Annotated in this window: 23 protein-coding genes; 18 read left to right on the forward strand and 5 right to left on the reverse strand. The window is 71.9% G+C overall.

The window, feature by feature from the left end:
* The gene (locus P5G59_RS15460; RefSeq protein ID WP_301219887.1) at positions 1–375 is read right to left on the reverse strand and encodes a DUF1844 domain-containing protein; all 375 of its coding nucleotides are present in this window, start codon (positions 373–375) and stop codon (positions 1–3) included.
* A 268-nt stretch (positions 376–643) separates the two neighbouring features.
* Between P5G59_RS15460 and infC the strand changes: the two genes are divergently transcribed.
* From infC to rplT, 3 genes are read left to right on the forward strand one after another with little or no spacing between them, the layout of a single operon-like run.
* Complete coding sequence (gene infC / locus P5G59_RS15465; protein ID WP_301220149.1) at positions 644–1,300, forward strand: translation initiation factor IF-3; 657 nt, start codon at positions 644–646, stop codon at positions 1,298–1,300.
* The gene (gene rpmI / locus P5G59_RS15470) at positions 1,300–1,494 is read left to right on the forward strand and encodes a 50S ribosomal protein L35 (RefSeq protein ID WP_175336637.1); all 195 of its coding nucleotides are present in this window, start codon (positions 1,300–1,302) and stop codon (positions 1,492–1,494) included. Before infC ends, rpmI begins: the two co-directional genes overlap by 1 nt.
* Before the next feature lie 33 nt (positions 1,495–1,527).
* Positions 1,528–1,920, forward strand: coding sequence for a 50S ribosomal protein L20 (gene rplT, locus P5G59_RS15475; RefSeq protein ID WP_301219888.1), 393 nt, complete (start codon positions 1,528–1,530; stop codon positions 1,918–1,920).
* 69 nt (positions 1,921–1,989) lie between these two features.
* On the opposite strand, the gene P5G59_RS15480 is transcribed toward rplT, so the two are convergent.
* Complete coding sequence (locus tag P5G59_RS15480; protein ID WP_301219889.1) at positions 1,990–2,877, reverse strand: aldo/keto reductase; 888 nt, start codon at positions 2,875–2,877, stop codon at positions 1,990–1,992.
* 78 nt (positions 2,878–2,955) lie between these two features.
* Between P5G59_RS15480 and P5G59_RS15485 the strand changes: the two genes are divergently transcribed.
* Positions 2,956–3,534, forward strand: coding sequence for a TetR/AcrR family transcriptional regulator (locus P5G59_RS15485; RefSeq protein ID WP_301219890.1), 579 nt, complete (start codon positions 2,956–2,958; stop codon positions 3,532–3,534).
* A gap of 3 nt (positions 3,535–3,537) precedes the next feature.
* Here the strand turns inward: P5G59_RS15485 and P5G59_RS15490 are convergent, their stop codons facing one another.
* Entirely contained in the window at positions 3,538–3,891 is a 354-nt protein-coding gene (locus tag P5G59_RS15490; RefSeq protein WP_301219891.1) for a hypothetical protein, read from the reverse strand.
* Positions 3,892–3,977: 86 nt separating this feature from the next.
* Between P5G59_RS15490 and P5G59_RS15495 the strand changes: the two genes are divergently transcribed.
* From P5G59_RS15495 to P5G59_RS15545, 11 genes are all read left to right on the forward strand, one after another.
* Entirely contained in the window at positions 3,978–4,778 is an 801-nt protein-coding gene (locus P5G59_RS15495; RefSeq protein ID WP_301219892.1) for a TrmH family RNA methyltransferase, read from the forward strand.
* Positions 4,779–4,899: 121 nt separating this feature from the next.
* Entirely contained in the window at positions 4,900–5,940 is a 1,041-nt protein-coding gene (gene pheS, locus P5G59_RS15500) for a phenylalanine--tRNA ligase subunit alpha (protein ID WP_301219893.1), read from the forward strand.
* A complete protein-coding gene (gene pheT, locus P5G59_RS15505; RefSeq protein ID WP_301219894.1) occupies positions 5,940–8,483 on the forward strand; it encodes a phenylalanine--tRNA ligase subunit beta in 2,544 nt (847 codons plus the stop codon). Before pheS ends, pheT begins: the two co-directional genes overlap by 1 nt.
* 310 nt (positions 8,484–8,793) lie before the next feature.
* Positions 8,794–9,852, forward strand: coding sequence for an N-acetyl-gamma-glutamyl-phosphate reductase (argC, locus tag P5G59_RS15510; protein ID WP_301219895.1), 1,059 nt, complete (start codon positions 8,794–8,796; stop codon positions 9,850–9,852).
* On the forward strand, positions 9,849–11,003 hold the full coding sequence (gene argJ / locus P5G59_RS15515) for a bifunctional glutamate N-acetyltransferase/amino-acid acetyltransferase ArgJ (RefSeq protein WP_301219896.1): 1,155 nt from the start codon (positions 9,849–9,851) through the stop codon (positions 11,001–11,003). The genes argC and argJ overlap by 4 nt, the downstream gene beginning before the upstream one ends.
* A 5-nt stretch (positions 11,004–11,008) precedes the next feature.
* Positions 11,009–11,911, forward strand: a complete 903-nt coding sequence (gene argB / locus P5G59_RS15520) for an acetylglutamate kinase (RefSeq protein WP_301219897.1) — start codon at positions 11,009–11,011, stop codon at positions 11,909–11,911.
* Positions 11,908–13,149 (forward strand): acetylornithine transaminase, encoded by a 1,242-nt coding sequence (locus P5G59_RS15525; protein WP_301219898.1) that lies wholly within the window; start codon positions 11,908–11,910, stop codon positions 13,147–13,149. Before argB ends, P5G59_RS15525 begins: the two co-directional genes overlap by 4 nt.
* 43 nt (positions 13,150–13,192) lie before the next feature.
* Positions 13,193–14,128, forward strand: coding sequence for an ornithine carbamoyltransferase (argF, locus tag P5G59_RS15530; protein ID WP_301219899.1), 936 nt, complete (start codon positions 13,193–13,195; stop codon positions 14,126–14,128).
* A complete protein-coding gene (gene argH, locus P5G59_RS15535; protein ID WP_301219900.1) occupies positions 14,125–15,579 on the forward strand; it encodes an argininosuccinate lyase in 1,455 nt (484 codons plus the stop codon). The genes argF and argH overlap by 4 nt, the downstream gene beginning before the upstream one ends.
* A complete protein-coding gene (locus P5G59_RS15540) occupies positions 15,579–15,701 on the forward strand; it encodes a hypothetical protein (protein ID WP_301219901.1) in 123 nt (40 codons plus the stop codon). Before argH ends, P5G59_RS15540 begins: the two co-directional genes overlap by 1 nt.
* A 1-nt stretch (position 15,702) precedes the next feature.
* Positions 15,703–16,332 carry a DNA-3-methyladenine glycosylase gene (locus P5G59_RS15545; RefSeq protein ID WP_301219902.1) on the forward strand — a complete coding sequence of 210 codons (630 nt, stop codon included), beginning with the start codon at positions 15,703–15,705 and terminating at the stop codon, positions 16,330–16,332.
* 15 nt (positions 16,333–16,347) lie between these two features.
* Here P5G59_RS15545 and P5G59_RS15550 read toward each other — a convergent pair whose 3' ends face one another.
* Entirely contained in the window at positions 16,348–16,950 is a 603-nt protein-coding gene (locus P5G59_RS15550) for a hypothetical protein (RefSeq protein WP_301219903.1), read from the reverse strand.
* On the reverse strand, positions 16,947–17,576 hold the full coding sequence (locus P5G59_RS15555) for a DNA-binding protein (RefSeq protein WP_301219904.1): 630 nt from the start codon (positions 17,574–17,576) through the stop codon (positions 16,947–16,949). The genes P5G59_RS15550 and P5G59_RS15555 overlap by 4 nt, the downstream gene beginning before the upstream one ends.
* Positions 17,577–17,708: 132 nt before the next feature.
* On the opposite strand from P5G59_RS15555, the gene tyrS reads away from it, so the two are divergent.
* The 3 genes from tyrS to P5G59_RS15570 are packed head-to-tail and all read left to right on the forward strand — an operon-like array spanning position 17,709 to position 19,993.
* On the forward strand, positions 17,709–19,028 hold the full coding sequence (gene tyrS, locus P5G59_RS15560) for a tyrosine--tRNA ligase (RefSeq protein WP_301219905.1): 1,320 nt from the start codon (positions 17,709–17,711) through the stop codon (positions 19,026–19,028).
* A gap of 22 nt (positions 19,029–19,050) precedes the next feature.
* The gene (locus P5G59_RS15565) at positions 19,051–19,206 is read left to right on the forward strand and encodes a hypothetical protein (protein WP_301219906.1); all 156 of its coding nucleotides are present in this window, start codon (positions 19,051–19,053) and stop codon (positions 19,204–19,206) included.
* Entirely contained in the window at positions 19,193–19,993 is an 801-nt protein-coding gene (locus tag P5G59_RS15570; RefSeq protein WP_301219907.1) for a TlyA family RNA methyltransferase, read from the forward strand. Before P5G59_RS15565 ends, P5G59_RS15570 begins: the two co-directional genes overlap by 14 nt.
* Positions 19,994–20,090 lie beyond the last annotated feature (97 nt).

Here is a 20,090-nt window from a genome sequence, read left to right on the forward strand (position 1 = left end):
TCAGCTGACGGGGCCGGTGTACTTCTCGCCCGGACCCTTGCCGATCGGGTCGGGGATGGCCGAGGCCTCGCGGAAGGCCAGCTGCAGCGACCGCAGGCCGTCGCGCAGGCTGCGGGCGTGCTGGTCGCCGACGTGGCCGGCGCTCGCGGTCACGAGTCCCGCAAGGGCGTCGATCAGCTTGCGCGCCTCGTCCAGGTCGGTCTGATTCTCGGGGTCGTCGGCGAGGCCGGTCTTGACCGCGGCCGCGCTCATCAGGTGCACTGCGGTGGTGGTGATCACCTCGACGGCGGGGACCTCCGCGATGTCGCGGGTGGCCTCCGCGACACCGTCGGCGTCGTCTGCGGAGTCGTCGAAGGTGAAGGATGTGTCGCTCACTGCATTCCTCTGCTAGAATTCTTCAGGCTCCGGGGCTTCATGTCCCGGTACGAAAGTGGAGATTCCTCCCACCCGCGCTTGACCGCTTTACAGGTTACCGGGTCGTTGCACTCCGCCACCGCGTGCGAACGCGGGGGTAGTCAGGGTGCGGTACCAGGCCTGCGATCGAAAAATCGCAGGCCGTGCTGGTGCGTGGAACCTCCTCTTTCGCCGGAACGTCACCGACATTCCGTGGCCGAGAAGCATCGCTTGATCAGAGGAGAAAAACATCAGCGATCCCCGTACGAATGACCGTATCCGCGTCCCCGAAGTTCGACTCGTCGGCCCCAGCGGTGAGCAGGTCGGTGTCGTCAAGATCGAGGTCGCGCTGCGACTCGCGCAGGAGGCAGACCTCGACCTGGTCGAAGTCGCGCCCAACTCCAAGCCGCCGGTCGCCAAGATCATGGACTACGGCAAGTTCAAGTACGAGGCTGCGCAGAAGGCCAAGGAGGCCCGGCGCAACCAGGCGAACACGATCCTCAAAGAGGTGCGTTTCCGCCTCAAGATCGACAAGCACGACTACGAGACCAAGCGCAAGCGCGCCGAAGGCTTCCTGAAGTCCGGCGACAAGGTGAAGGCCATGATCCTCTTCCGTGGACGCGAGCAGTCGCGCCCGGAGCAGGGCGTGCGCCTGCTGCAGCGCTTCGCGGAGGACGTCGCCGAGCTCGGGACCGTGGAGTCGAACCCCACGATCGACGGGCGCAACATGGTGATGATCATCAGCCCGCTCAAGAACAAGTCCGAGGCCAAGGCCGAGGCCAATGCAGTACGTGCCGCTTCGAAGGCGCGCGCCCAGGGGCGCGACCAGGAGGCGGTTGCTGAGACAGCCGACGCTGCTCAGTCCGACGAGAGTTCGCCGGCTCAGGCGACGAACGAGGAGAAGTAATGCCCAAGCAGAAGACCCACTCCGGCGCCAAGAAGCGCTTCAAGCTCACCGGCAGCGGCAAGGTGATGAAGCAGCAGTCCGGCATGCGCCACAACCTCGAGGTCAAGTCCAGCAGCCGCAAGCGCCGTCTGAACGCCGAGCAGGTCGTGCCCGAGGTGGATGCCAAGGTCATCCGCCGGATGCTCGGCAAGTAACCCCCGACACGTACTTCAAGAAGGAATCGACTAATGGCAAGAGTGAAGAGGGCGGTCAACGCCCACAAGAAGCGTCGGGTCATCCTCGAGCGCGCCGAGGGCTACCGCGGTCAGCGGTCGCGCCTCTACCGCAAGGCCAAGGAGCAGGTCACCCACTCGCTGGTCTACTCGTACCGCGACCGCCGCCAGAAGAAGGGCGACTTCCGTCGTCTCTGGATCCAGCGGATCAACGCCGCGTCCCGTGCGAACGGCCTCACCTACAACCGCCTCATCCAGGGTCTGAACCTGGCGGGCGTCGAGGTCGACCGCCGCATCCTCGCCGACCTGGCCGTCACCGAGCCCGCGACCTTCGCGGCCCTCGTCGAGACCGCCAAGAAGGCGCTGCCGGCCGACACCTCCGCCCCGAAGGCGGACGCCGCCGCGTAAGCGACGCACCCACGTGAACGGCCCGGTCGACAGCTGTCGACCGGGCCGTTCTCTGTTCGCACGGCGTCGCTAGGCGGCGATCGCGTCCAGGCGCTCCCGCTGGTCCGCGGTGAGCGAGACGTCGCCCGCCGCCGCGTTCTCCTCCAGGTGCGGGATGCTGCCGGTGCCCGGGATGAGCAGGATGTTCGGCGCGTGGCCGAGCAGCCACGCCAATCCGACCTGGGCCGGTGTCACGCCGAGTTCCGCAGCGACCTCACGGGCGACCGGGTCGTCCGTGACGCTGGGCAGCTGCGGGAACCCGCTCCCGAGCGGGAAGTAGGGCACCCACGCGACGCCCTCGGCGAGGCACAGCGCGAGCGTGTCCTCGTGGTCGCGGGAGAGCACCGAGAAGGCGTTCTGCACGCAGGCGATCCCGGCGGGCAGGGCGCGCTGCACGGTGGCGTGGCGGACGGCGCTCAGTCCGATCGCGCCGATCACGCCCTCCTCGCGCAGGGCGATGAGCTCGGCCAGCTGGTCGTCGAGGTCGACCAGCTCGTCGTCGGGGACGGTGATGCCCGGTCCGACCTCCGGCCGGCGGAGGTTGACCACGTCGAGTCGCTCGCGGCCGAGCGAGTGCAGGTTGGCGTTCACCTGCTCGCGCAGCTGCTCCGGGCGCTGCTCGAGCGCCAGCGGAAACGAGCCTCCCTCGACGCGGACGGCGCCGACTTTGGTGACCACGGTGATCGCCTCGTCGTTTCCGAACGCGCGGCGGATCAGGTCGTTGGAGACGCTCCGGCCGTAGAAGTCGGCCGTGTCGATGTGGTCGATCCCCAGCTCGGCGGCGCGGCGCAGCAGGGCGACGGCGGGCTCGGGATCGTGCTCGAAGCGCTCGAGTGCCATCGCGCCGTAGCCGATCCGCGAGACGGTGCGGGCGCCGAGCCGGGCCGTTCCGCCGGGTCGGGTGATGGTTCCGGTCATATCCCCTCCTAGAATGAGGCTGAAGCGGAGGAGCCTCCGCTCTTGCGACCGTAGCACTTAACCGGAGGTGCCTCCACTTTGTCCGACGTCACCCGCTCTGCGCGACGTCCGCGCGCCGACGCGGCACGCAACCGCGCAGCGATCCTCGACGCCGCGCGCACCGCGTTCACCGCGGCAGGCGAGGACGCGTCGCTTGAGGCCATCGCGCGTTCGGCCGGGGTGGGCATCGGGACGCTGTACCGCAACTTCCCGACCCGGGAGGAGCTGGTCGCAGCGGTGTACGCGAGCGAACTGGACGCGGTGCTCGCCACCGTGCCCGCCCTGCTCGCCCGGCACACACCGGATGTGGCCCTCCGTGCCTTCCTGGACACCTACGCCGGGTTCATCGCGACCAAGCGCGGGATGGCGGAGTCGGTGCGCGCGGGCGCGATCCGGTCGGCCGCGGAATCGGCGGACACGCGCCGCCGCGTCAATGAGGCCGTCGGCCTCATCCTCGCCGCGGGGGCGGAGCGGGGTGTCTTCCGGGCCGGGACGGCGGCGGACGACGTCACCGCGGCGATGATCGGGGTGTTCCTGACCACCGCGAACAGCGCCGACCCCGGGCAGACCGGGCGGCTGCTCGACCTGCTGGTCCGCGGGCTCGCTGCGGGGGAGTAGCGCTCAGTCGTCGGCGCCGTGGCCGCCGGAGCCGTGGTCGTCGCCGACGTCGTGGGTGGCCGGGTCGAAGGCGCCGTGGTCGTCCCCGACGTCGTGCGTGGCGGGGTCGTCGGCGCCGTGGTCGTCGGTGCCGTGGTCGTCCCCGAGGTCGTGCGTGGCCGGCGGTGCGACCGGGACCGCGCTCGGCAGGTCGCTCGGGGTGGGGCGCGGGGTGCGGTCGTCGACGGTCGGGGTGCTGCTCTGCACGATCCGGGGGCCGTCGTCCGCGCCCTCGCCGCCGCCCGTCGCCGCGACCGCCGCCGCGGTGCCGAGCCCCAGTGCGACCGCCGCGCCGCCGGCGATCCACGCCGTCCTCATCCATGTCCTCATCGTTCGACCTCCTCTGGTCTCATGTTCATCACGAGACGCGGAGCCGTACCGTTCACCGCCCCTAAGCTGGTGCCATGCTGGACAACCCGCGCTCGCCGCGCGTCAGGGCCGTCGCCAAGCTCGCCAAGCGTCCCGCCCGCGCGGAGACGGGGCTCTTCCTCCTGGAGGGGCCGCAGGCCGTCGAGGAGGCGCTCGGCTTCCGCCCGGAGCTGCTCGTCGACCTCTTCGCCACCCCCACCGCGCTGGAGCGGTATCCCGACATCGCGCGCGCCGCGGCCGACGCCGGCATCGAGGTCGAGTTCGTCACCGAGCAGGTGCTGGACGCGATGGCCGACACCGTCACGCCGCAGGGCTTCGTCGCGGTGGCCCGGCAGTTCCCGACCTCGATCCGCGACATCCTCACCGGCTCCCCGAAGCTCGTCGCGGTGCTGGAGGAGGTGCGCGACCCCGGCAACGCGGGCACCATCATCCGTGCGGCCGACTCCGCCGGCGCCGACGCCGTCATCCTCACCGGGCGCACCGTCGACCTGTACAACCCGAAGGTGGTCCGCTCGACCACGGGATCCCTGTTCCACGTGCCGGTCGCCGTCGGCGCCGACCTGGCCGACGTCGTCGGCCGCGCCCACTCGGCCGGGCTGCAGGTGCTCGCCGCCGACATCAAGGGCGAGGACCTGCTGGCCGCCCGCCGCGACGGCGAGCTCTCCCGGCCCACGGCCTGGGTGTTCGGCAACGAGGCGCACGGCCTCGCCGACGAACTGCTCGACCTGGTCGACCGGGTCGTCACGGTCCCCATCTATGGCCGCGCGGAGTCGATGAACCTCGCCACCGCCGCCTCCGTCTGCCTCTACGAATCGGCGTTCGCGCAGCGCTCCTGACCGCACACCGCGATCGAATGGACGCAACACGCCGCATGCGGGGTCGTCGTCACGGCGTGTCGCGTCCACTCGATGTGCGGGCGGAGGGGCTGCGGGTGCGCGCCGACTAGACTTGGTGACCGTGTCAGATACCACGGAGATCACCGAATCCGCGGTCGAAGCGGCCGTCTCGGCGGCGCTCGCCGCGATCGACGCCGCGACCGACTCGGCGGCCCTCAAGACGGTGCGCCACGACCACACGGCGGAGGGCTCGCCCCTCGCACGCCTGAACGCGAGCATCCGGTCGCTCCCCGGCGACCAGAAGGCCGCGGCGGGCAAGCTCGTCGGCGGCGCCCGGGCACGCGTGAACCAGGCGTTCGCGGCCAAGGAGGCGCAGATCGCGGAGCAGGAGCAGGCGGCGCAGCTCGCCGCGGAGATGGTCGACGTCACCGCCCTTCCCTCGCGCTGGACGCCCGGCGCGCGTCACCCGCTCAGCCTGCTGCAGGAGCGCATCGCCGATGTCTTCGTCGGCATGGGCTGGGAGCTCGCCGAAGGCCCCGAGCTCGAGAGCGAGTGGTACAACTTCGACGCCCTCAACTTCGACGCCGACCACCCGGCGCGCGCGATGCAGGACACGTTCTTCGTCCAGCCCACCGACGCGCACCTGGTGCTCCGCACCCACACGTCGCCCGTCCAGCTCCGCGCACTGCTGAGCGACGAGCCGCCGATCTACCGCATCGCGCCGGGGCGCGTGTTCCGCACCGACGAGTTCGACGCGACGCATCTCCCGGTCTTCACCCAGACCGAGGGCATCGCGGTCGACAAGGGCCTGACGATGGCGCACCTGCGCGGCACGCTCGACCACTTCGTCAAGACGCTGTTCGGCGAGGAGGCGCGCGTGCGCCTCCGGCCCAACTACTTCCCGTTCACCGAGCCGAGCGCCGAGCTCGACCTCTGGCACCCGACCTTCAAGGGCGGCGCCCGCTGGATCGAGTGGGGCGGCTGCGGCATGGTCAACCCCAACGTGCTGCGGGCGGCCGGGCTCGACCCCGAGGTGTACTCGGGCTTCGCGTTCGGGATGGGCGTCGAGCGGGCCCTGATGTTCCGCAACGACGTCAAAGACATGCGCGACATGGCCGAGGGCGATGTCCGGTTCTCCCAGCAGTTCGGAATGGTGGTCTGATGCGCGTCCCCCTGAGTTGGCTCGGCGAGTTCGTCGACCTGGAGCCCGGAACGACGCCGGAGGAGGTGCACGCCGCCCTCGTGTCCGTCGGGCTCGAGGAGGAGGACATCCACACCTTCGAGCTGTCCGGCCCCATCGTCGTCGGCCAGGTGCTGGAGTTCGTCGAGGAGCCGCAGAGCAACGGCAAGACCATCCGCTGGTGCCAGGTGCGCGTCGCGCCGGAGGGACAGACCGCAGCCGACGGCGGAGCCGACGTGCGCGGCATCGTCTGCGGTGCGCGCAACTTCTTCCCCGGCGACAAGGTCGTCGTGACGCTGCCCGGCGCCGTGCTGCCAGGACCGTTCCCGATCGCGGCCCGCAAGACCTACGGTCACATCTCCGACGGGATGATCGCCTCGGCGCGCGAGCTCGGCCTCGGCGAGGACCACGACGGCATCCTGCGTCTGACCACCCTCGGGCTCGACCCGGAGGTCGGCGCCGACGCGGTGGCCCTGCTCGGGCTCGACGACGCCGCCGTGGAGGTCAACGTCACGCCCGACCGCGGCTACGCGTTCTCCATCCGCGGCATCGCCCGCGAGTACTCCCACGCGACGGGCGCCGCCTTCCGCGACCCGGCCGACGCGGTGCCGGTGAGCGCCGCCGAGCACGCCAGCGGGTTCAGCGTCACGATCGAGGACGCGGCGCCCATCCGCGGCCGGGTCGGCGCGAGCGTCTTCGTGACGCGCGTGGTCCGCGACGTCGACGGCACCCGGCCGACGCCCGCGTGGATGATCGCGCGGCTGAAGCTCGCCGGCATCCGCTCGATCTCGCTGATCGTCGACATCACCAACTACGTCATGCTCGAGCTGGGGCAGCCCATCCACGGCTACGACCTCGACAAGCTCTCCGGCGGCATCGTGGTGCGTCGCGCGGCGCCGGGGGAGACCCTGGTCACGCTCGACGACCAGACCAGGAAGCTCGACCCGGAAGACCTCGTGATCGCCGACGGCTCCGGCGCGATCGGCCTGGCCGGCGTCATGGGCGGCGCCTCCACCGAGATCGGCGCGGGCACCCGCAACGTGCTCATCGAGGCGGCCAACTTCGACCCCGTGTCGATCGCCCGCACCGCACGCCGCCACAAGCTGCCGAGCGAGGCCTCCAAGCGCTTCGAGCGCGGGGTGGACCCGCAGGTCGCGGTCGCCGCGGCGGCACGGGTCGTGCAGCTGCTCGAGCAGCTCGCGGGCGGCCGCGCCGACGACCTCGGCTCGCTGCTCGACGCCTCGGTGGCGGCGGAGCCCATCCGCCTTCCCGACGGCTACATCGCCTCGCTCATCGGCGTCGACTTCACCGACGACGAGATCCGCAGCGCGCTGGCCGAGATCGGCGGGCGGGTCACCCCGGCAGACGGCGGCCTGCTCGTCGCGCCGCCGACCTGGCGCCCCGACCTGCGCGACAAGTCGGACCTGGCGGAGGAGGTGGCCCGCATCGTGGGCTACGACCGCATCCCGTCGGTGCTGCCCGTCGCGCCTCCTGGCCGCGGCCTGACCCGCGAGCAGCGCCTGCGCCGCAGCGTCGCGCAGATCCTGGCCGACAACGGCGCGACCGAGGTGCTGTCCTTCCCGTTCGTCGCCGCGGCGCAGAACGACCTGTTCGGCACCGCCGAGGCGAGCGCGGCGGTTCCCGCGGTGCGGCTGGCGAACGCTCTGGACGCGACCGCCCCCTACCTCCGAACCTCGCTGCTCCCCGGCTTGATCGACGCGGCGAAGCGCAACCTCGCCCGCGGCCTGGTCGACCTGCGCGTGTACGAGTTGGGCACGGTGTTCCGTCCGGGCGAGGGTTCGATCGGCAGTGAGACGCTGCCGCCCGGCGCCGCACTCCCCGGCGACGACGTGCTCGCGGGCCTGAACGCCGGCATCCCCGCCCAGCCGCGGCACCTCGCGGGCCTGGTGGTCGGCGACGCCGTCGAGAAGCAGCCCGGGATGCCGGCCGCGCCGGCGGGACTCGTCGACGTGCTCGACATGGTGCGGCAGACGGCCGCGGCGGTCGGCGTGACGGTCGACGTCGTCCAGTCGTCGCACCAGGCACTGCACCCCGGGCGCACGGCGCAGCTCGTGGCGCGCGCCGCCGACAGCTCGGCGGTCCCGGTCGGCTACGCCGGCGAGCTGCTGCCCGCCCTCGCGCACGAGCTCGACCTCCCGCGCGTCGTCGCGGTGTTCGAGCTCGACCTCGACGAGCTCATCGCCGTCGCTCCCGCCGACATCATCGCCGGAGCGATCGCGGGCTTCCCGGCGGCGACGCAGGACCTCTCGCTCGTCGTCCGCGAGGACGCACCGGCCGGTGACGTGCTGCGCGCGGTCCGGGACGGCGCGGGCGAGCTGCTGGAGCACATCCGCCTCGTCGACGACTACCGCGGCCAGGGCCTTCCGGAGGGGCACAAGAGCCTCACCTTCGCCCTGCGCTTCCGCGCCCTCGACCGCACGCTCACCGCGGCGGAGGCGAGCGAGGCCAAGCTCGCCGGCGCCGCGCGGGCCGGCGACCTGTTCGGCGCCACCATCCGCGAGTAGGGCGGCGACCACCCGTGACGGCGGCGCGGCGGAACGACTGCGGTCGTTCGCCGCGCCGCAGTCGTTCCGGCGAGCCGCCGTCGCTGCGGTGGGCGGATTTGGCGGCGGCCGGCCCGGGCGCGCTAGGGTTGACGCATGCTTTCCGTCCGGCGCACCGCTTCGACGCGTTCGGCTCTCGCCGCCCGCGCCCTGCGCCGACGCCTGCGCGACCGCCGAAGCTAGGCGGCGTTCCGGGCGGTCCTGAAGCTGTGGATCGACGTGGGCGCCGCCGTCGCCGAGACTCCCGTCGTCCACTCGAAAAGGAAGAAGCATGACTCTCTCGGTCGCCGTCGCAGGCGCATCCGGATACGCGGGCGGTGAGCTGCTGCGCATCCTGGCCGCCCACCCCGACTTCGAGATCCGCACCGTCACCGCGCACTCGAACGCGGGTCACCCCCTGATCGCGCACCAGCCGCACCTGCGATCGCTCGCCCACCTGACCCTGCAGGACACCACACCGGCGAACCTGGCCGGCCACGATGTCGTCTTCCTCGCGCTGCCGCACGGCACCTCCGGCGAGATCGCCGCGCAGCTGCCGGAGGACACCGTCGTCGTCGACTGCGGCGCCGACCACCGGCTCGAGGACCCGGCCGACTGGGAGGCCTTCTACGGCGGCGAGCACTTCGGCGCCTGGGCGTACGGCGTCCCGGAGCTGCCGGTGGTCGCTACCGACGGCACAGTCGGCAAGCAGCGCGAGCGGCTGGTCGGCGCCCGTCGCATCGCCGCCCCCGGCTGCAACGCGAGCGCGGTGTCGCTGGCGCTCGCGCCGGGCATCCAGGCCGGGCTGATCGAGGATGAGGACATCGTCGCCGTTCTCGCCGTCGGTCCCTCCGGGGCGGGCAAGTCGCTCAAGACGATGTACCTCGCCAGCGAGATCCTCGGCTCCGCGAACCCGTACGCGGTCGGGGGGACGCACCGGCACATCCCGGAGATCCAGCAGAACCTCCGCAAGGCCGGAGCGGCCGCCCCGACGCTGTCGTTCACCCCGGTGCTCGTGCCGATGTCGCGCGGCATCCTGGCCACGTCGACGGCGCGGGTGAAGCCCGGCACGACGGCCGAGCAGGTGCAGCAGGCGTGGGAGGCCGCGTACGCGGGCGAGCCGTTCGTGCAGGTGCTGCCCGCGGGAACCGTGCCTCGCACCTCCGATGTCCTCGGGGCGAACACCGTGCTGATCGGCGTCGCCCTCGACGAGGCCGCCGGCAGGGTCGTCACCGTGCTCGCGATCGACAATCTGTACAAGGGGACGGCGGGCGCCGCCGTCCAGTCCGTCAACATCGCCCTCGGCCTCGACGAGACCGCGGGCCTGACCGTGAACGGAGTCGCCCCGTGAGCGTCACCGCCCCCTCCGGGTTCGCTGCGTCCGGCGTCGTCGCCGGCCTCAAGGCAAGCGGTAAGCGCGACCTCGCGCTCGTCAAGAACCTGGGACCGCTGACCGCGGCGGCCGCCGTCTTCACCACCAACCGCTGCAAGGCGAACCCGGTGCTCTGGAGCGAGCAGGTCATCCAGGACGGTATGGTCTCGGCCATCGTGCTGAACTCCGGCGGCGCGAACTGCTACACCGGGGCGCAGGGCTTCCAGACGACGCACGCGACGGCCGAGGCGGTCGCGGAGCAGCTGGAGGTCTCCGCGGGCGACGTGCTGGTCTGCTCCACCGGCCTCATCGGCGACCAGCTCCCGGTCGAAAAGCTCATCGCCGGGGTCTCGTCGGCGGCCGCGGCGCTCGCGACCGACGCCGGGCTCGGTGCGGCCGAGGCCATCATGACCACCGACACCCGGCCGAAGGAGGCCGCCCACCGCGCGCCGGAAGGCTGGACGATCGGCGGCATGGCCAAGGGCGCCGGGATGCTCGCCCCGGGTCTCGCCACGATGCTCGTCGTGCTCACGACCGACGCCGTCCTCAGCTCCGAGCAGCTGGACGCCGCCCTGCGGTCCGCCACCCGCGTCACCTTCGACCGCCTCGACTCCGACGGCTGCATGTCCACGAACGACACCGTCGCCCTGCTCGGCTCCGGCGCGAGCGGCGTCGAGCCCGACGAGGCGGCCTTCACGCTCGCACTGACCGCCGTGTGCCGCGATCTGGCCGAGCAGCTGCAGGCCGACGCCGAGGGAGCCTCCCACGACATCGCGATCGAGGTCGTGGGCGCCGCGAGCGAGGACGACGCCGTCACCGTCGGCCGCGCCGTCTCGCGCAGCAACCTCTTCAAGGCCGCCATCTTCGGCAACGACCCCAACTGGGGCCGGGTGCTGGCGGCCGTCGGCACCACCGACGCCGAGTTCGACCCGTACGGCATCGACGTCGCGATCAACGGCGTCCAGATCTGCACCGGCGGGGAGCCCGACCAGCCGCGCGACCTGGTCGACCTCACGCCGCGGAAGGTGCACATCCTGATCGACCTGCACGCGGGCGAGCAGACCGCGACCATCCTGACCAACGACCTCACGCACGATTACGTGCACGAGAACAGCGCGTACGCCAGCTGATGACGATGACCGACGACGAACAGACCGCGGACCGCGAGCAGGCCTCCGCGAAGGCAGCGACCCTCATCGAGTCGCTGCCGTGGCTGAAGACCTTCCACGACCAGATCATCGTGGTGAAGTTCGGCGGCAACGCCATGGTCAGCGAGGAGCTGCAGCGCAGCTTCGCGGAGGACATGGTCTACCTGCGCTACGCCGGGCTCCGCCCGGTCGTGGTGCACGGCGGCGGTCCGCAGATCTCGGCGATGCTCGACCGGCTCGGCATCGCGTCCGAGTTCCGCGGCGGCTACCGCGTGACGACTCCCGAGGCGATGGACGTGGTCCGGATGGTCCTCACCGGCCAGATCAACCGCGACATCGTGGGCAACATCAACAAGCACGGACCGCTCGCCGCGGGTCTTTCCGGCGAGGACGCCGGGCTGTTCCAGGGCCGCAGGCGCGCGGCCGTCGTCGACGGCGAGGAGGTCGACCTCGGCCTGGTCGGAGACGTGGTGGCCGTCGACCCGGAGGCGGTGCTCACGCAGCTCGCCGCCGGCCGCATCCCGGTCGTCTCTTCGATCGCACCGGATGTGGACGACGCGAGCCAGGCGCTCAACGTCAACGCCGACGCCGCGGCCGCCGCGCTCGCCGTCGCCCTCGGCGCCGCGAAGCTCGTCATCCTCACCGACGTAGCCGGCCTCTACAGCGACTGGCCCAACCGCGACTCGCTGCTGTCGAAGATCGGCGCCGACGAGCTGCGCGCGCTGCTGCCGTCGCTGGAGTCGGGCATGATCCCGAAGATGGCGGCGTGCCTCGACGCGGTCGACGGGGGAGTGGCGAAGGCCGCCATCATCGACGGGCGGGTGGCGCACTCCATCCTGCTCGAAGTCTTCACGCAGTCCGGAATCGGGACGGAGGTGGTGCCCGCGTGAGCGAGGCGCTGAACGGGAGCAGGACCACGACCGGCGAGGTCGCGGGCGCCTGGCTCGACGGAGGGTGGAAGGCGCCGTTCGGCGACGCCATCATGCGGACCCTGGCGACCCCGAAGCGCATGCTCGTGCGCGGCGAGGGCTGCCGGGTGTGGGACGTCGACGGGAACGAGTACCTCGATTTCCTCGCGGGCATCGCGGTCAACGCGCTCGGCCACGCGCATCCCGCACTCGTGGACGCGGTGAGCGCGCAGGTGGCGACGCTTGCCCACGTCTCCAACTATTTCTCCACTCCGTCGCAGCTCGAGCTCGCCCAGCGCCTGCGCGTAATCACCGGCGCGGGCGACCGGGGCCGCGTGCTGTTCGGCAACTCGGGCGCGGAGGCCAACGAGGCCGCCTTCAAGCTCGCCCGGCTGAACAAGGGACCGCACGGCAGGAAGACGCGCGTGCTCGCCCTGCACAACGCCTTCCACGGCCGCACCATGGGGTCGCTCGCGCTCACCGGCAAGCCGCCGATGCGCGAGGCGTTCGAGCCGCTCCCCGGCGGCGTCGAGCACATCGACTCCACGATCGAGGCGCTGGAGGCGGCCATCGACGACCGGGTCGCGGCCCTGTTCGTCGAGCCGATCAAGGGCGAGGCCGGCGTGCTCGACCTGCCGGAGGGCTTCCTGCGCCGCGCCCGCGAGCTCACCGAGAAGCACCACGCGCTGCTGATCGTCGACGAGATCCAGACCGGCGTCGGCCGCACCGGCCGGTGGTTCGCCTACCAGCACGCGGACATCCTCCCGGACGCGGTCACGGTCGCGAAGGGCATGGCAGGCGGCGTGCCGATCGGCGCGCTCGTCACCTTCGGCTGGGCCTCCGACCTGTTCACGCAGGGGCAGCACGGCTCGACCTTCGGCGGCAACCCGCTGGCGACCGCCGCGGGCAACGCCGTGCTGGCCGAGATCGAGCGCTCCGACCTGGTCGGCAACGCCGCACGCCGCGGCGAGGAGCTGAAGCAGCTCATCCGCTCGTTCGACTCCCCGCTCATCGACGATGTCCGCGGCCACGGCCTGCTGATCGGGATCGGCCTGACCGACGGCGAGGCGCACCGGCTCTCCGACGCGGCGCTCGCGAACGGGCTGATCATCAACGCCCCGAACGAGTCGAGCATCCGCCTGGCGCCTCCGCTCATCGTCGGCGACGCCGAGCTCGCGGAGTTCCGCGAACGCTTCGGCCGCGCGCTCGCCTCCCTCTGACCCTTCCGACCCACCCGAGCCGACCACAGAAAAGGCGGACTGCATGACCCGGCACTTCCTCCGCGACGACGACCTCAGCCCCGCCGAGCAGGCGGAGGTGCTGGCGCTCGCCGCCGACCTCAAGCGCGACCGCTTCTCGGCGAAGCCGCTCGCCGGCCCGCAGACCGTCGCGGTGATCTTCGACAAGACCTCGACCCGCACCCGCGTCTCGTTCGCGGTCGGGATCGCGGACCTCGGTGGCAGCCCGCTCATCATCCAGAGCGGGGAGAGCCAGCTGGGTGGCAAGGAGTCGCTCTCCGACACGGCGCGCGTGCTGGAGCGGATGGTGTCGGCGATCGTGTGGCGCACCTATGCCCAGTCGGGGCTGGAGGAGATGGCCGAGGGGACGCGCGTCCCGGTCGTGAACGCCCTGTCGGACGACTTCCACCCCTGCCAGATCCTCGCCGACCTGCTCACCGTCCGCGAGCACAAGGGGCGCACGGAGGGGCTGACCATGAGCTACTTCGGCGACGGCGCCAACAACATGGCGCACTCCTACCTGCTCGGCGGCGCGACCGCGGGCATGCACGTGCGGATCGCCGCCCCGGCGTCGTACGCGCCGTCGCCTGCCGTCGTCGCCGACGCCGAGGCGATCGCCGCGCGCACCGGCGGATCGGTGACCGTGCTGACCGACCCGGCCGAGGCCGCAGCGGGAGCCGACGTGCTCGTCACCGACACCTGGGTCTCGATGGGCAAGGAGGACGAGAAGGCCGAGCGCGTCGCCGTCTTCGGCAACTACACCGTCGACTCCCGCCTGATGGGACTCGCCGATCCGGACGCGATCTTCCTGCACTGCCTCCCCGCGTACCGCGGCTACGAGGTCAGCGCTGAGGTGCTCGACGGCCCGCAGTCGGTGATCTGGGACGAGGCGGAGAACCGCCTGCACGCGCAGAAGGCGCTGCTCGCCTGGTTGCTGGAGAAGAACGGGAGCGCCGCATGACCGACGAGACCACCGGCGTCGGCAAGACCGGCGAGGGCTCCCTCTGGGGCGGCCGGTTCGCCGGCGGCCCGTCGCCCGAGCTCGCCGCCCTGAGCAAGTCGACGCACTTCGACTGGGAGCTCGCCGCCTACGACATCGCGGGATCCCGCGCCCACGCCAAGGCCCTGGCTTCCGCGGGCTACCTCACGCCGGAGGAGCTCGACGGGATGCTGTCCGCGCTCGACCGGCTGGACGCCGACGTCGCCTCCGGCGCGTTCGTCGCGGCCGACACCGACGAGGACGTGCACGGCGCGCTCGAGCGCGGCCTGATCGAGCGGGCGGGGGCGGAGCTCGGCGGCAAGCTGCGCGCCGGCCGCAGCCGCAACGACCAGATCGCCACGCTCATCCGGCTCTACCTGCGCGACCACGCCGGCATCATCGCCGAGCAGCTGATCGCGCTCGTCGACGCCATCGCGTCGCAGGCGGGGGCGCATCCCACCGTCGTGATGCCGGGCCGCACCCACCTGCAGCACGCGCAGCCGGTGCTGCTCGCGCACCACCTGCTCGCCCACTGCTGGCCGCTGGTGCGCGACCTGCAGCGCCTGGGCGACTGGGACGCGCGGGCCGACGTCTCGCCGTACGGGTCGGGTGCGCTGGCCGGCTCGACACTCGGCCTCGATCCGCTGCTGGTGGCTCGGGAGCTCGGCTTCGCGCGCAGCTCCGAGAACTCGATCGACGGGACGGCGGCACGGGATGTCGTGGCCGAGTTCGCGTACGTCGCCGCCCAGATCGGCGTCGACCTCTCGCGTTTCGCCGAGGAGATCATCCTGTGGAACACGCGCGAGTTCGGCTTCGTCACGCTCGACGACGGCTACTCGACAGGGTCGTCGATCATGCCGCAGAAGAAGAACCCGGACATCGCCGAGCTCGCCCGCGGGAAGTCCGGCCGCCTGATCGGCAATGCCACCGGGCTGCTCGCCACGCTCAAGGGCCTCCCGCTCGCGTACAACCGCGACCTGCAGGAGGACAAGGAGCCGGTCTTCGACTCGGTGCGCACGCTCGAAGTCCTGCTTCCCGCGTTCACCGGGATGGTGGCGACGCTGCGCTTCGACACCGAGCGGATGGCGGAGCTGGCGCCGCAGGGCTTCTCGCTCGCCACGGACGTGGCCGAGTGGCTGGTGAAGCAGCACGTCCCGTTCCGCACGGCGCACGAGCTGAGCGGCAGCCTGGTGCGGTTCGCCGAGGAGAACGGGCTGGAGCTGCACGAGGTGTCCGACGAGCAGCTGGCCGCGGTGTCGCCGCTGCTGACGCCCGAGGTGCGCTCCGTGCTCTCGGTGGAGGGGTCGGTCGCGAGCCGTGACGGCGTCGGCGGGACCGCTCCCGACCGGGTCGCCGAGCAGCTCGCCGCGCTGACCGAGCATGTGCGCAAGGCGGCCCTCGCCCTGCGCGCCTCACGAAGGGACCTGGTCTGATGTCGCGGTGGGAGCCCGAGAAGAAGCGGCCGTGGATCATCACGGTCGTCGTGGTGGTCGCGGTCGCCGTGATCGTGGTCGGCCTGATCGTCGCGGTCGCCGCGGGCGGCCGGATCTTCTGACGTGACGCTGCACCGGCCGCGGCGGGAGGACTTCCTGGCGTCCTCGCTGGAGGTCGCCCCGCGGCTGCTGGGCGCCGTGCTCCGGCACGACTCGGAGGAGGGCCCGGTCGCGTTGCGGATCACCGAGGTGGAGGCGTACATCGGCGACGGCCTCGACCCGGGATCGCACGCCTTCCGCGGCCGGACCAAGCGGAATGCGGTCATGTACGGGCCACCCGGCCACGTGTACACGTACTTCACCTACGGGATGCACGTCTGCGCCAACATCGTCTGCTCGCCGGAGGGCGAAGCCTCAGCGGTGCTGCTGCGCGCGGCGGAGGTCGTCGAGGGGGAGGACCTGGCCGAGCGGCGGCGGGTCGGCGTGACCGGCCGCCGCATCCCGCACCGCGACCTGGCCAGGGGGCCCGCGCGGCTCGTGGTCGCCGCGGGGATGAGCCTCGCCGACGACGGCGCCGACGTGTTCGCGCCGCCCTTCGACCTGCTGCTCCCGGACGAGCAGGTCGACTACGTCACCGGCCCGCGCACCGGCGTCTCGGGCGCGGGCGGCGGCCTCGCGTTCCCGTGGCGATACTGGCTGCCCGGCGACCCCACCGTCTCGCCCTACAAGCGCCACCCCAAGTCCCACGACTGACCGCGGGGGAGGGGGTCAGCCGGCGACGATGCGGAAGACGCCGGCGCAGACGCAGGCCCAGACGATGCTGGTGAGGGTGCCGATGATGAAGCGCTCGCGGGCCTCCGCCTGCTCCAGTTCGGTGAAGCGGCCGACGCCCTTGATGGCGATGAGCACCGCGAGACCCTCGGGGAAGCCCGCCATGATCGTCCCGGCGGCGGCGAGTCGCTCCAGCAGGCCGATCGTGGTCCCGCCGCGCAGCACCTCGCGCGTGGTCTCGCCCTCCGGCGTGAGCGCCCGCACCAGGATGCCGTCGTGCGGACTCGGCCGGGTCGTGTCCCGCGTGGCGAGCGCCAGCACGAGCTGCGACGCCGGCCAGCCGCCGAGCACCGCGAGAGCGAGCGCCGCGATCCCGATCAGCAGCCGGAAGACGAACGGCGCGTGCTGCGCCGGGATGAGCACCACGATCACGGCCGCCGCGAGCAGCCCGGCGGCGCAGTAGACGAGGGGACGGCGCGGTGTGCGCAGAGTCGCCACGATGCAGCCCAGTGCGGCGATGAGCAGGACGAGCGCCAGCGCCCACAGCACATGCGGACCGATCGAGGCCAGCGCGGCGGGGGTCGGGGGCCAGGTCGTCATGCGTCCTCCTCGGCGTCCTGCTCCGGCGCCTGGGCGGCGTCGGCGCGTGCCAACAGCCTAGTCAGGGCGGGCAGGGCGGCCAGCTCGACACGGAGCCCCGCGGCACGGGCGCGGTCGCTCGCCGACTGCGGGGTGATGCCGAGGCGGGCGCCGGCGTCCGCCTGCGTGTGGCCGGCGACGACCAGGTCGTAGAGCTCCCATCCCGCCGCGGTGCGGCCCTCGCGGAGGGTCAGCAGCAGCGTGACGAGGGCTTCGACGTCGGCCGCCGGCTCCGGCGCGACCTCTGCTGAGGCCGCGAAGCGGACGGGGGCGCGCTTGGCCCGGGTGACCGCGGTGCGGGCCGCGACGAAGGCGTCGCCCGTGGCCTCCCGGGTGTTGCCGGGGAGCGGGCGGCGCACCCGCCCGATCCCGAGGCCGACACTCCAGGCTCCCTCGCGGGTGAGCGTGAGGACGAGGTCGAGCGCGGTGGCCGCGTCGGCGGTGAGGGCCTGCAGCTCGTCGCCCGCATTCCGGTCGGGCGGGAGGACGAGCCGGTCGGCGAAGCGCTCCTCGAGGGCGTCGAGGGTGGGGGCGACGATGTCGGCTCGTCGCCTGCTGTCGACCTGATCGGCCGTGACCACGAACATGGCGCTCCCTCCATCAGGTCTGGATACCTGATCTGCATTCTATCAGGACTGTGGACCTGATCGCCAGCACATCAGGGACCTGGACCTGACTCCCGCCCGGAGCCCGACCGCTCCCGCTGGTAGCCTGATCGGGTGTCCGAAACCGCACCCACCCGCGAGCGCACGCTCAGCGAACAGACGAACGACGCGTCCTTCGACGACATCTGGGACGAGCTGAAGTGGCGGGGGCTCGTCCACGTCTCCACCGACGAGTCCGCGCTGAAGGAGATCCTGTCGGGCGGCCCGATCACGTACTACTGCGGTTTCGACCCGACGGCGTCCAGCCTCCACCTCGGCAACCTGGTGCAGCTGCTCACGATGCGCCGCCTCCAGCTCGCCGGGCACCGCCCGCTCGGGCTCGTCGGCGGGTCCACCGGGCTCATCGGCGACCCGCGCCCCTCCGCGGAGCGCACGCTGAACACGAAGGAGACCGTCGCCGAGTGGGTGCGCTCGCTGCAGGCGCAGGTCACCCGCTTCCTCTCCGACGAGGGCGACAACGCCGTGCGCCTGGTGAACAACCTCGACTGGACCGCTCCGCTGTCGGCGATCGACTTCCTGCGCGAGATCGGCAAGCACTTCCGTGTCGGCACCATGCTGAAGAAGGACGCCGTCGCCGCGCGCCTGAACTCCGACGAGGGCATCTCGTACACCGAGTTCAGCTACCAGATCCTGCAGGGCATGGACTTCCTGGAGCTCTACCGCCAGTACGGCTGCGTGCTGCAGACCGGCGGCAGCGACCAGTGGGGCAACCTGACCAGCGGCACCGAGCTCATCCGCAAGGTGGAGGGCGCCCACGTGCACGCCATCGGGACGCCGCTGATCACGAACAGCGACGGCACCAAGTTCGGCAAGAGCGAGGGCAACGCCGTGTGGCTCGACCCGACCATGACGACGCCGTACGCGATGTACCAGTTCTGGCTCAACACCGACGACGCCGACGTGATCGACCGGCTCAAGGTCTTCACGTTCCTGTCGCGCGCCGAGATCGAGGAGTACGCGCAGAAGGTCGCCGACGAGCCGTTCAAGCGGGAGGCGCAGCGCAGGCTCGCGTTCGAGGTCACGTCCCTGGTGCACGGTGCGGCGGCGACGGAGGCGGCGATCGCGGCCTCCCAGGCGCTGTTCGGCCAGGGCGAGCTGTCCGAGCTGGATGCGACGACGCTCGAGGCCGCCCTGCGGGAGCTGCCCAACACGACCACGACCGAGCCGTCGTCGACCGTCGCCCAGGCGCTGGTCGACACCGGGCTCACGGCGAGCCTCGGCGAGGCACGCCGCGCGGTGGCCCAGGGCGGCGTCTACGTGAACAACGCGAAGGTGGAGGACGCGGAGCGGACCATCGGCTCCGACGTGCTTCCGGGCGACATGGTCGTGCTCCGGCGCGGCAAGAAGACGCTCGCGGGTGTCTTCGTCGCGTGACCCTCTGACGTACGGTTGACCCATGTCGGATGAGCAGCAGCCGGTTCCAGACGGCCTCGTCGACCGCCTGGACGTGATCGAGGAGCAGCCGCTGGCCGCGCGCGCGGAAGCGTACGCGCAGCTGCACGAGCAGCTCCACCGCACGCTGGAGGGCGACGACGAGCATGGCCGGGGCTGACCGCCGGCTGGACGTGGCCCTCGCCGAGCGCGGCCTCGCCCGGTCGCGCTCCCACGCGGCGACCCTGATCGCCGAGGGACTGGTGACGGTGGACGGCCGCCCCGAGACGCGCGCCGCCGCCAAGGTGGGCGACGCGCAGGAGGTGCGGGTCGCCGGCGCGGACCACTACGTCAGCCGCGGCGCGCACAAGCTGATCGCGGCGCTCGACGCATTCGGCATCGATCCGTCCGGCCGAGTGGCGCTCGACGCGGGAGCATCCACCGGTGGCTTCAGCCAGGTGCTCCTCGAGCGCGGGGCCGCGCGCGTGATCGCCGTCGACGTCGGGCACGGCCAGCTGTCGCCCGCGCTGCGCGGCGAGGAGCGCCTGGAGTCGTACGAGGGCGTCAACGTCCGCTCGCTCAGCCCCGACGTGCTCGCGGGTCTCACCGGCGACGACGTTCGGCCGGAGCTCGTCGTGGCCGACCTCTCATTCATCTCGCTCACCCAGGTGCTGCAGGCCCTGGTAGCCACCGCCGTGCGCGGCGCCGACTTCGTGCTGCTGATCAAGCCGCAGTTCGAGGTGGGCAGGCAGGGCATCCGGGAGGGCGTCGTCCGGGATGCGGGACTGCGCGCCGACGCCATCTCCGACGTGCTCTGGGCCGCGCACGACGCGGGTCTCGGAACGGCCGGACTGATCGCCTCCCCGATCGCCGGCGGCCACGGCAACCACGAGTACCTCGCCTGGTTCCGGGCCGGTGCGCAGGACCCTTCGGGGCTCCGCGACGAGGTGGCCCGGCTTTCGCGCTAGGTGAACGTTCTCCACAAACCCGGCCGGCGGGATCGCTTCCCAGCCGAAAACAGACAGAATGGGAGGACGGCTTTCGAGAGGAGACGACGTGACACAG

Source organism: Leifsonia virtsii (genome assembly GCF_030433675.1).
Taxonomy (GTDB): Bacteria; Actinomycetota; Actinomycetes; order Actinomycetales; family Microbacteriaceae; genus Leifsonia; species Leifsonia virtsii.

Excerpts from the sequence above, each read along its gene's own strand:
- P5G59_RS15495 (WP_301219892.1), top strand. The coding sequence starts at position 3,978 with ATGCTGGACAACCCGCGCTCGCCGCGCGTCAGGGCCGTCGCCAAGCTC.
- rpmI (WP_175336637.1), top strand. The coding sequence starts at position 1,300 with ATGCCCAAGCAGAAGACCCACTCCGGCGCCAAGAAGCGCTTCAAGCTC.
- argB (WP_301219897.1), top strand. The coding sequence starts at position 11,009 with ATGACCGACGACGAACAGACCGCGGACCGCGAGCAGGCCTCCGCGAAG.
- pheT (WP_301219894.1), top strand. The coding sequence starts at position 5,940 with ATGCGCGTCCCCCTGAGTTGGCTCGGCGAGTTCGTCGACCTGGAGCCC.
- P5G59_RS15550 (WP_301219903.1), bottom strand. The coding sequence starts at position 16,950 with ATGACGACCTGGCCCCCGACCCCCGCCGCGCTGGCCTCGATCGGTCCG.
- P5G59_RS15480 (WP_301219889.1), bottom strand. The coding sequence starts at position 2,877 with ATGACCGGAACCATCACCCGACCCGGCGGAACGGCCCGGCTCGGCGCC.
- P5G59_RS15540 (WP_301219901.1), top strand. The coding sequence starts at position 15,579 with ATGTCGCGGTGGGAGCCCGAGAAGAAGCGGCCGTGGATCATCACGGTC.
- P5G59_RS15490 (WP_301219891.1), bottom strand. The coding sequence starts at position 3,891 with ATGAGGACGGCGTGGATCGCCGGCGGCGCGGCGGTCGCACTGGGGCTC.
- argH (WP_301219900.1), top strand. The coding sequence starts at position 14,125 with ATGACCGACGAGACCACCGGCGTCGGCAAGACCGGCGAGGGCTCCCTC.
- rplT (WP_301219888.1), top strand. The coding sequence starts at position 1,528 with ATGGCAAGAGTGAAGAGGGCGGTCAACGCCCACAAGAAGCGTCGGGTC.
- P5G59_RS15555 (WP_301219904.1), bottom strand. The coding sequence starts at position 17,576 with ATGTTCGTGGTCACGGCCGATCAGGTCGACAGCAGGCGACGAGCCGAC.
- argC (WP_301219895.1), top strand. The coding sequence starts at position 8,794 with ATGACTCTCTCGGTCGCCGTCGCAGGCGCATCCGGATACGCGGGCGGT.
- P5G59_RS15570 (WP_301219907.1), top strand. The coding sequence starts at position 19,193 with ATGGCCGGGGCTGACCGCCGGCTGGACGTGGCCCTCGCCGAGCGCGGC.
- argF (WP_301219899.1), top strand. The coding sequence starts at position 13,193 with ATGACCCGGCACTTCCTCCGCGACGACGACCTCAGCCCCGCCGAGCAG.
- P5G59_RS15565 (WP_301219906.1), top strand. The coding sequence starts at position 19,051 with ATGTCGGATGAGCAGCAGCCGGTTCCAGACGGCCTCGTCGACCGCCTG.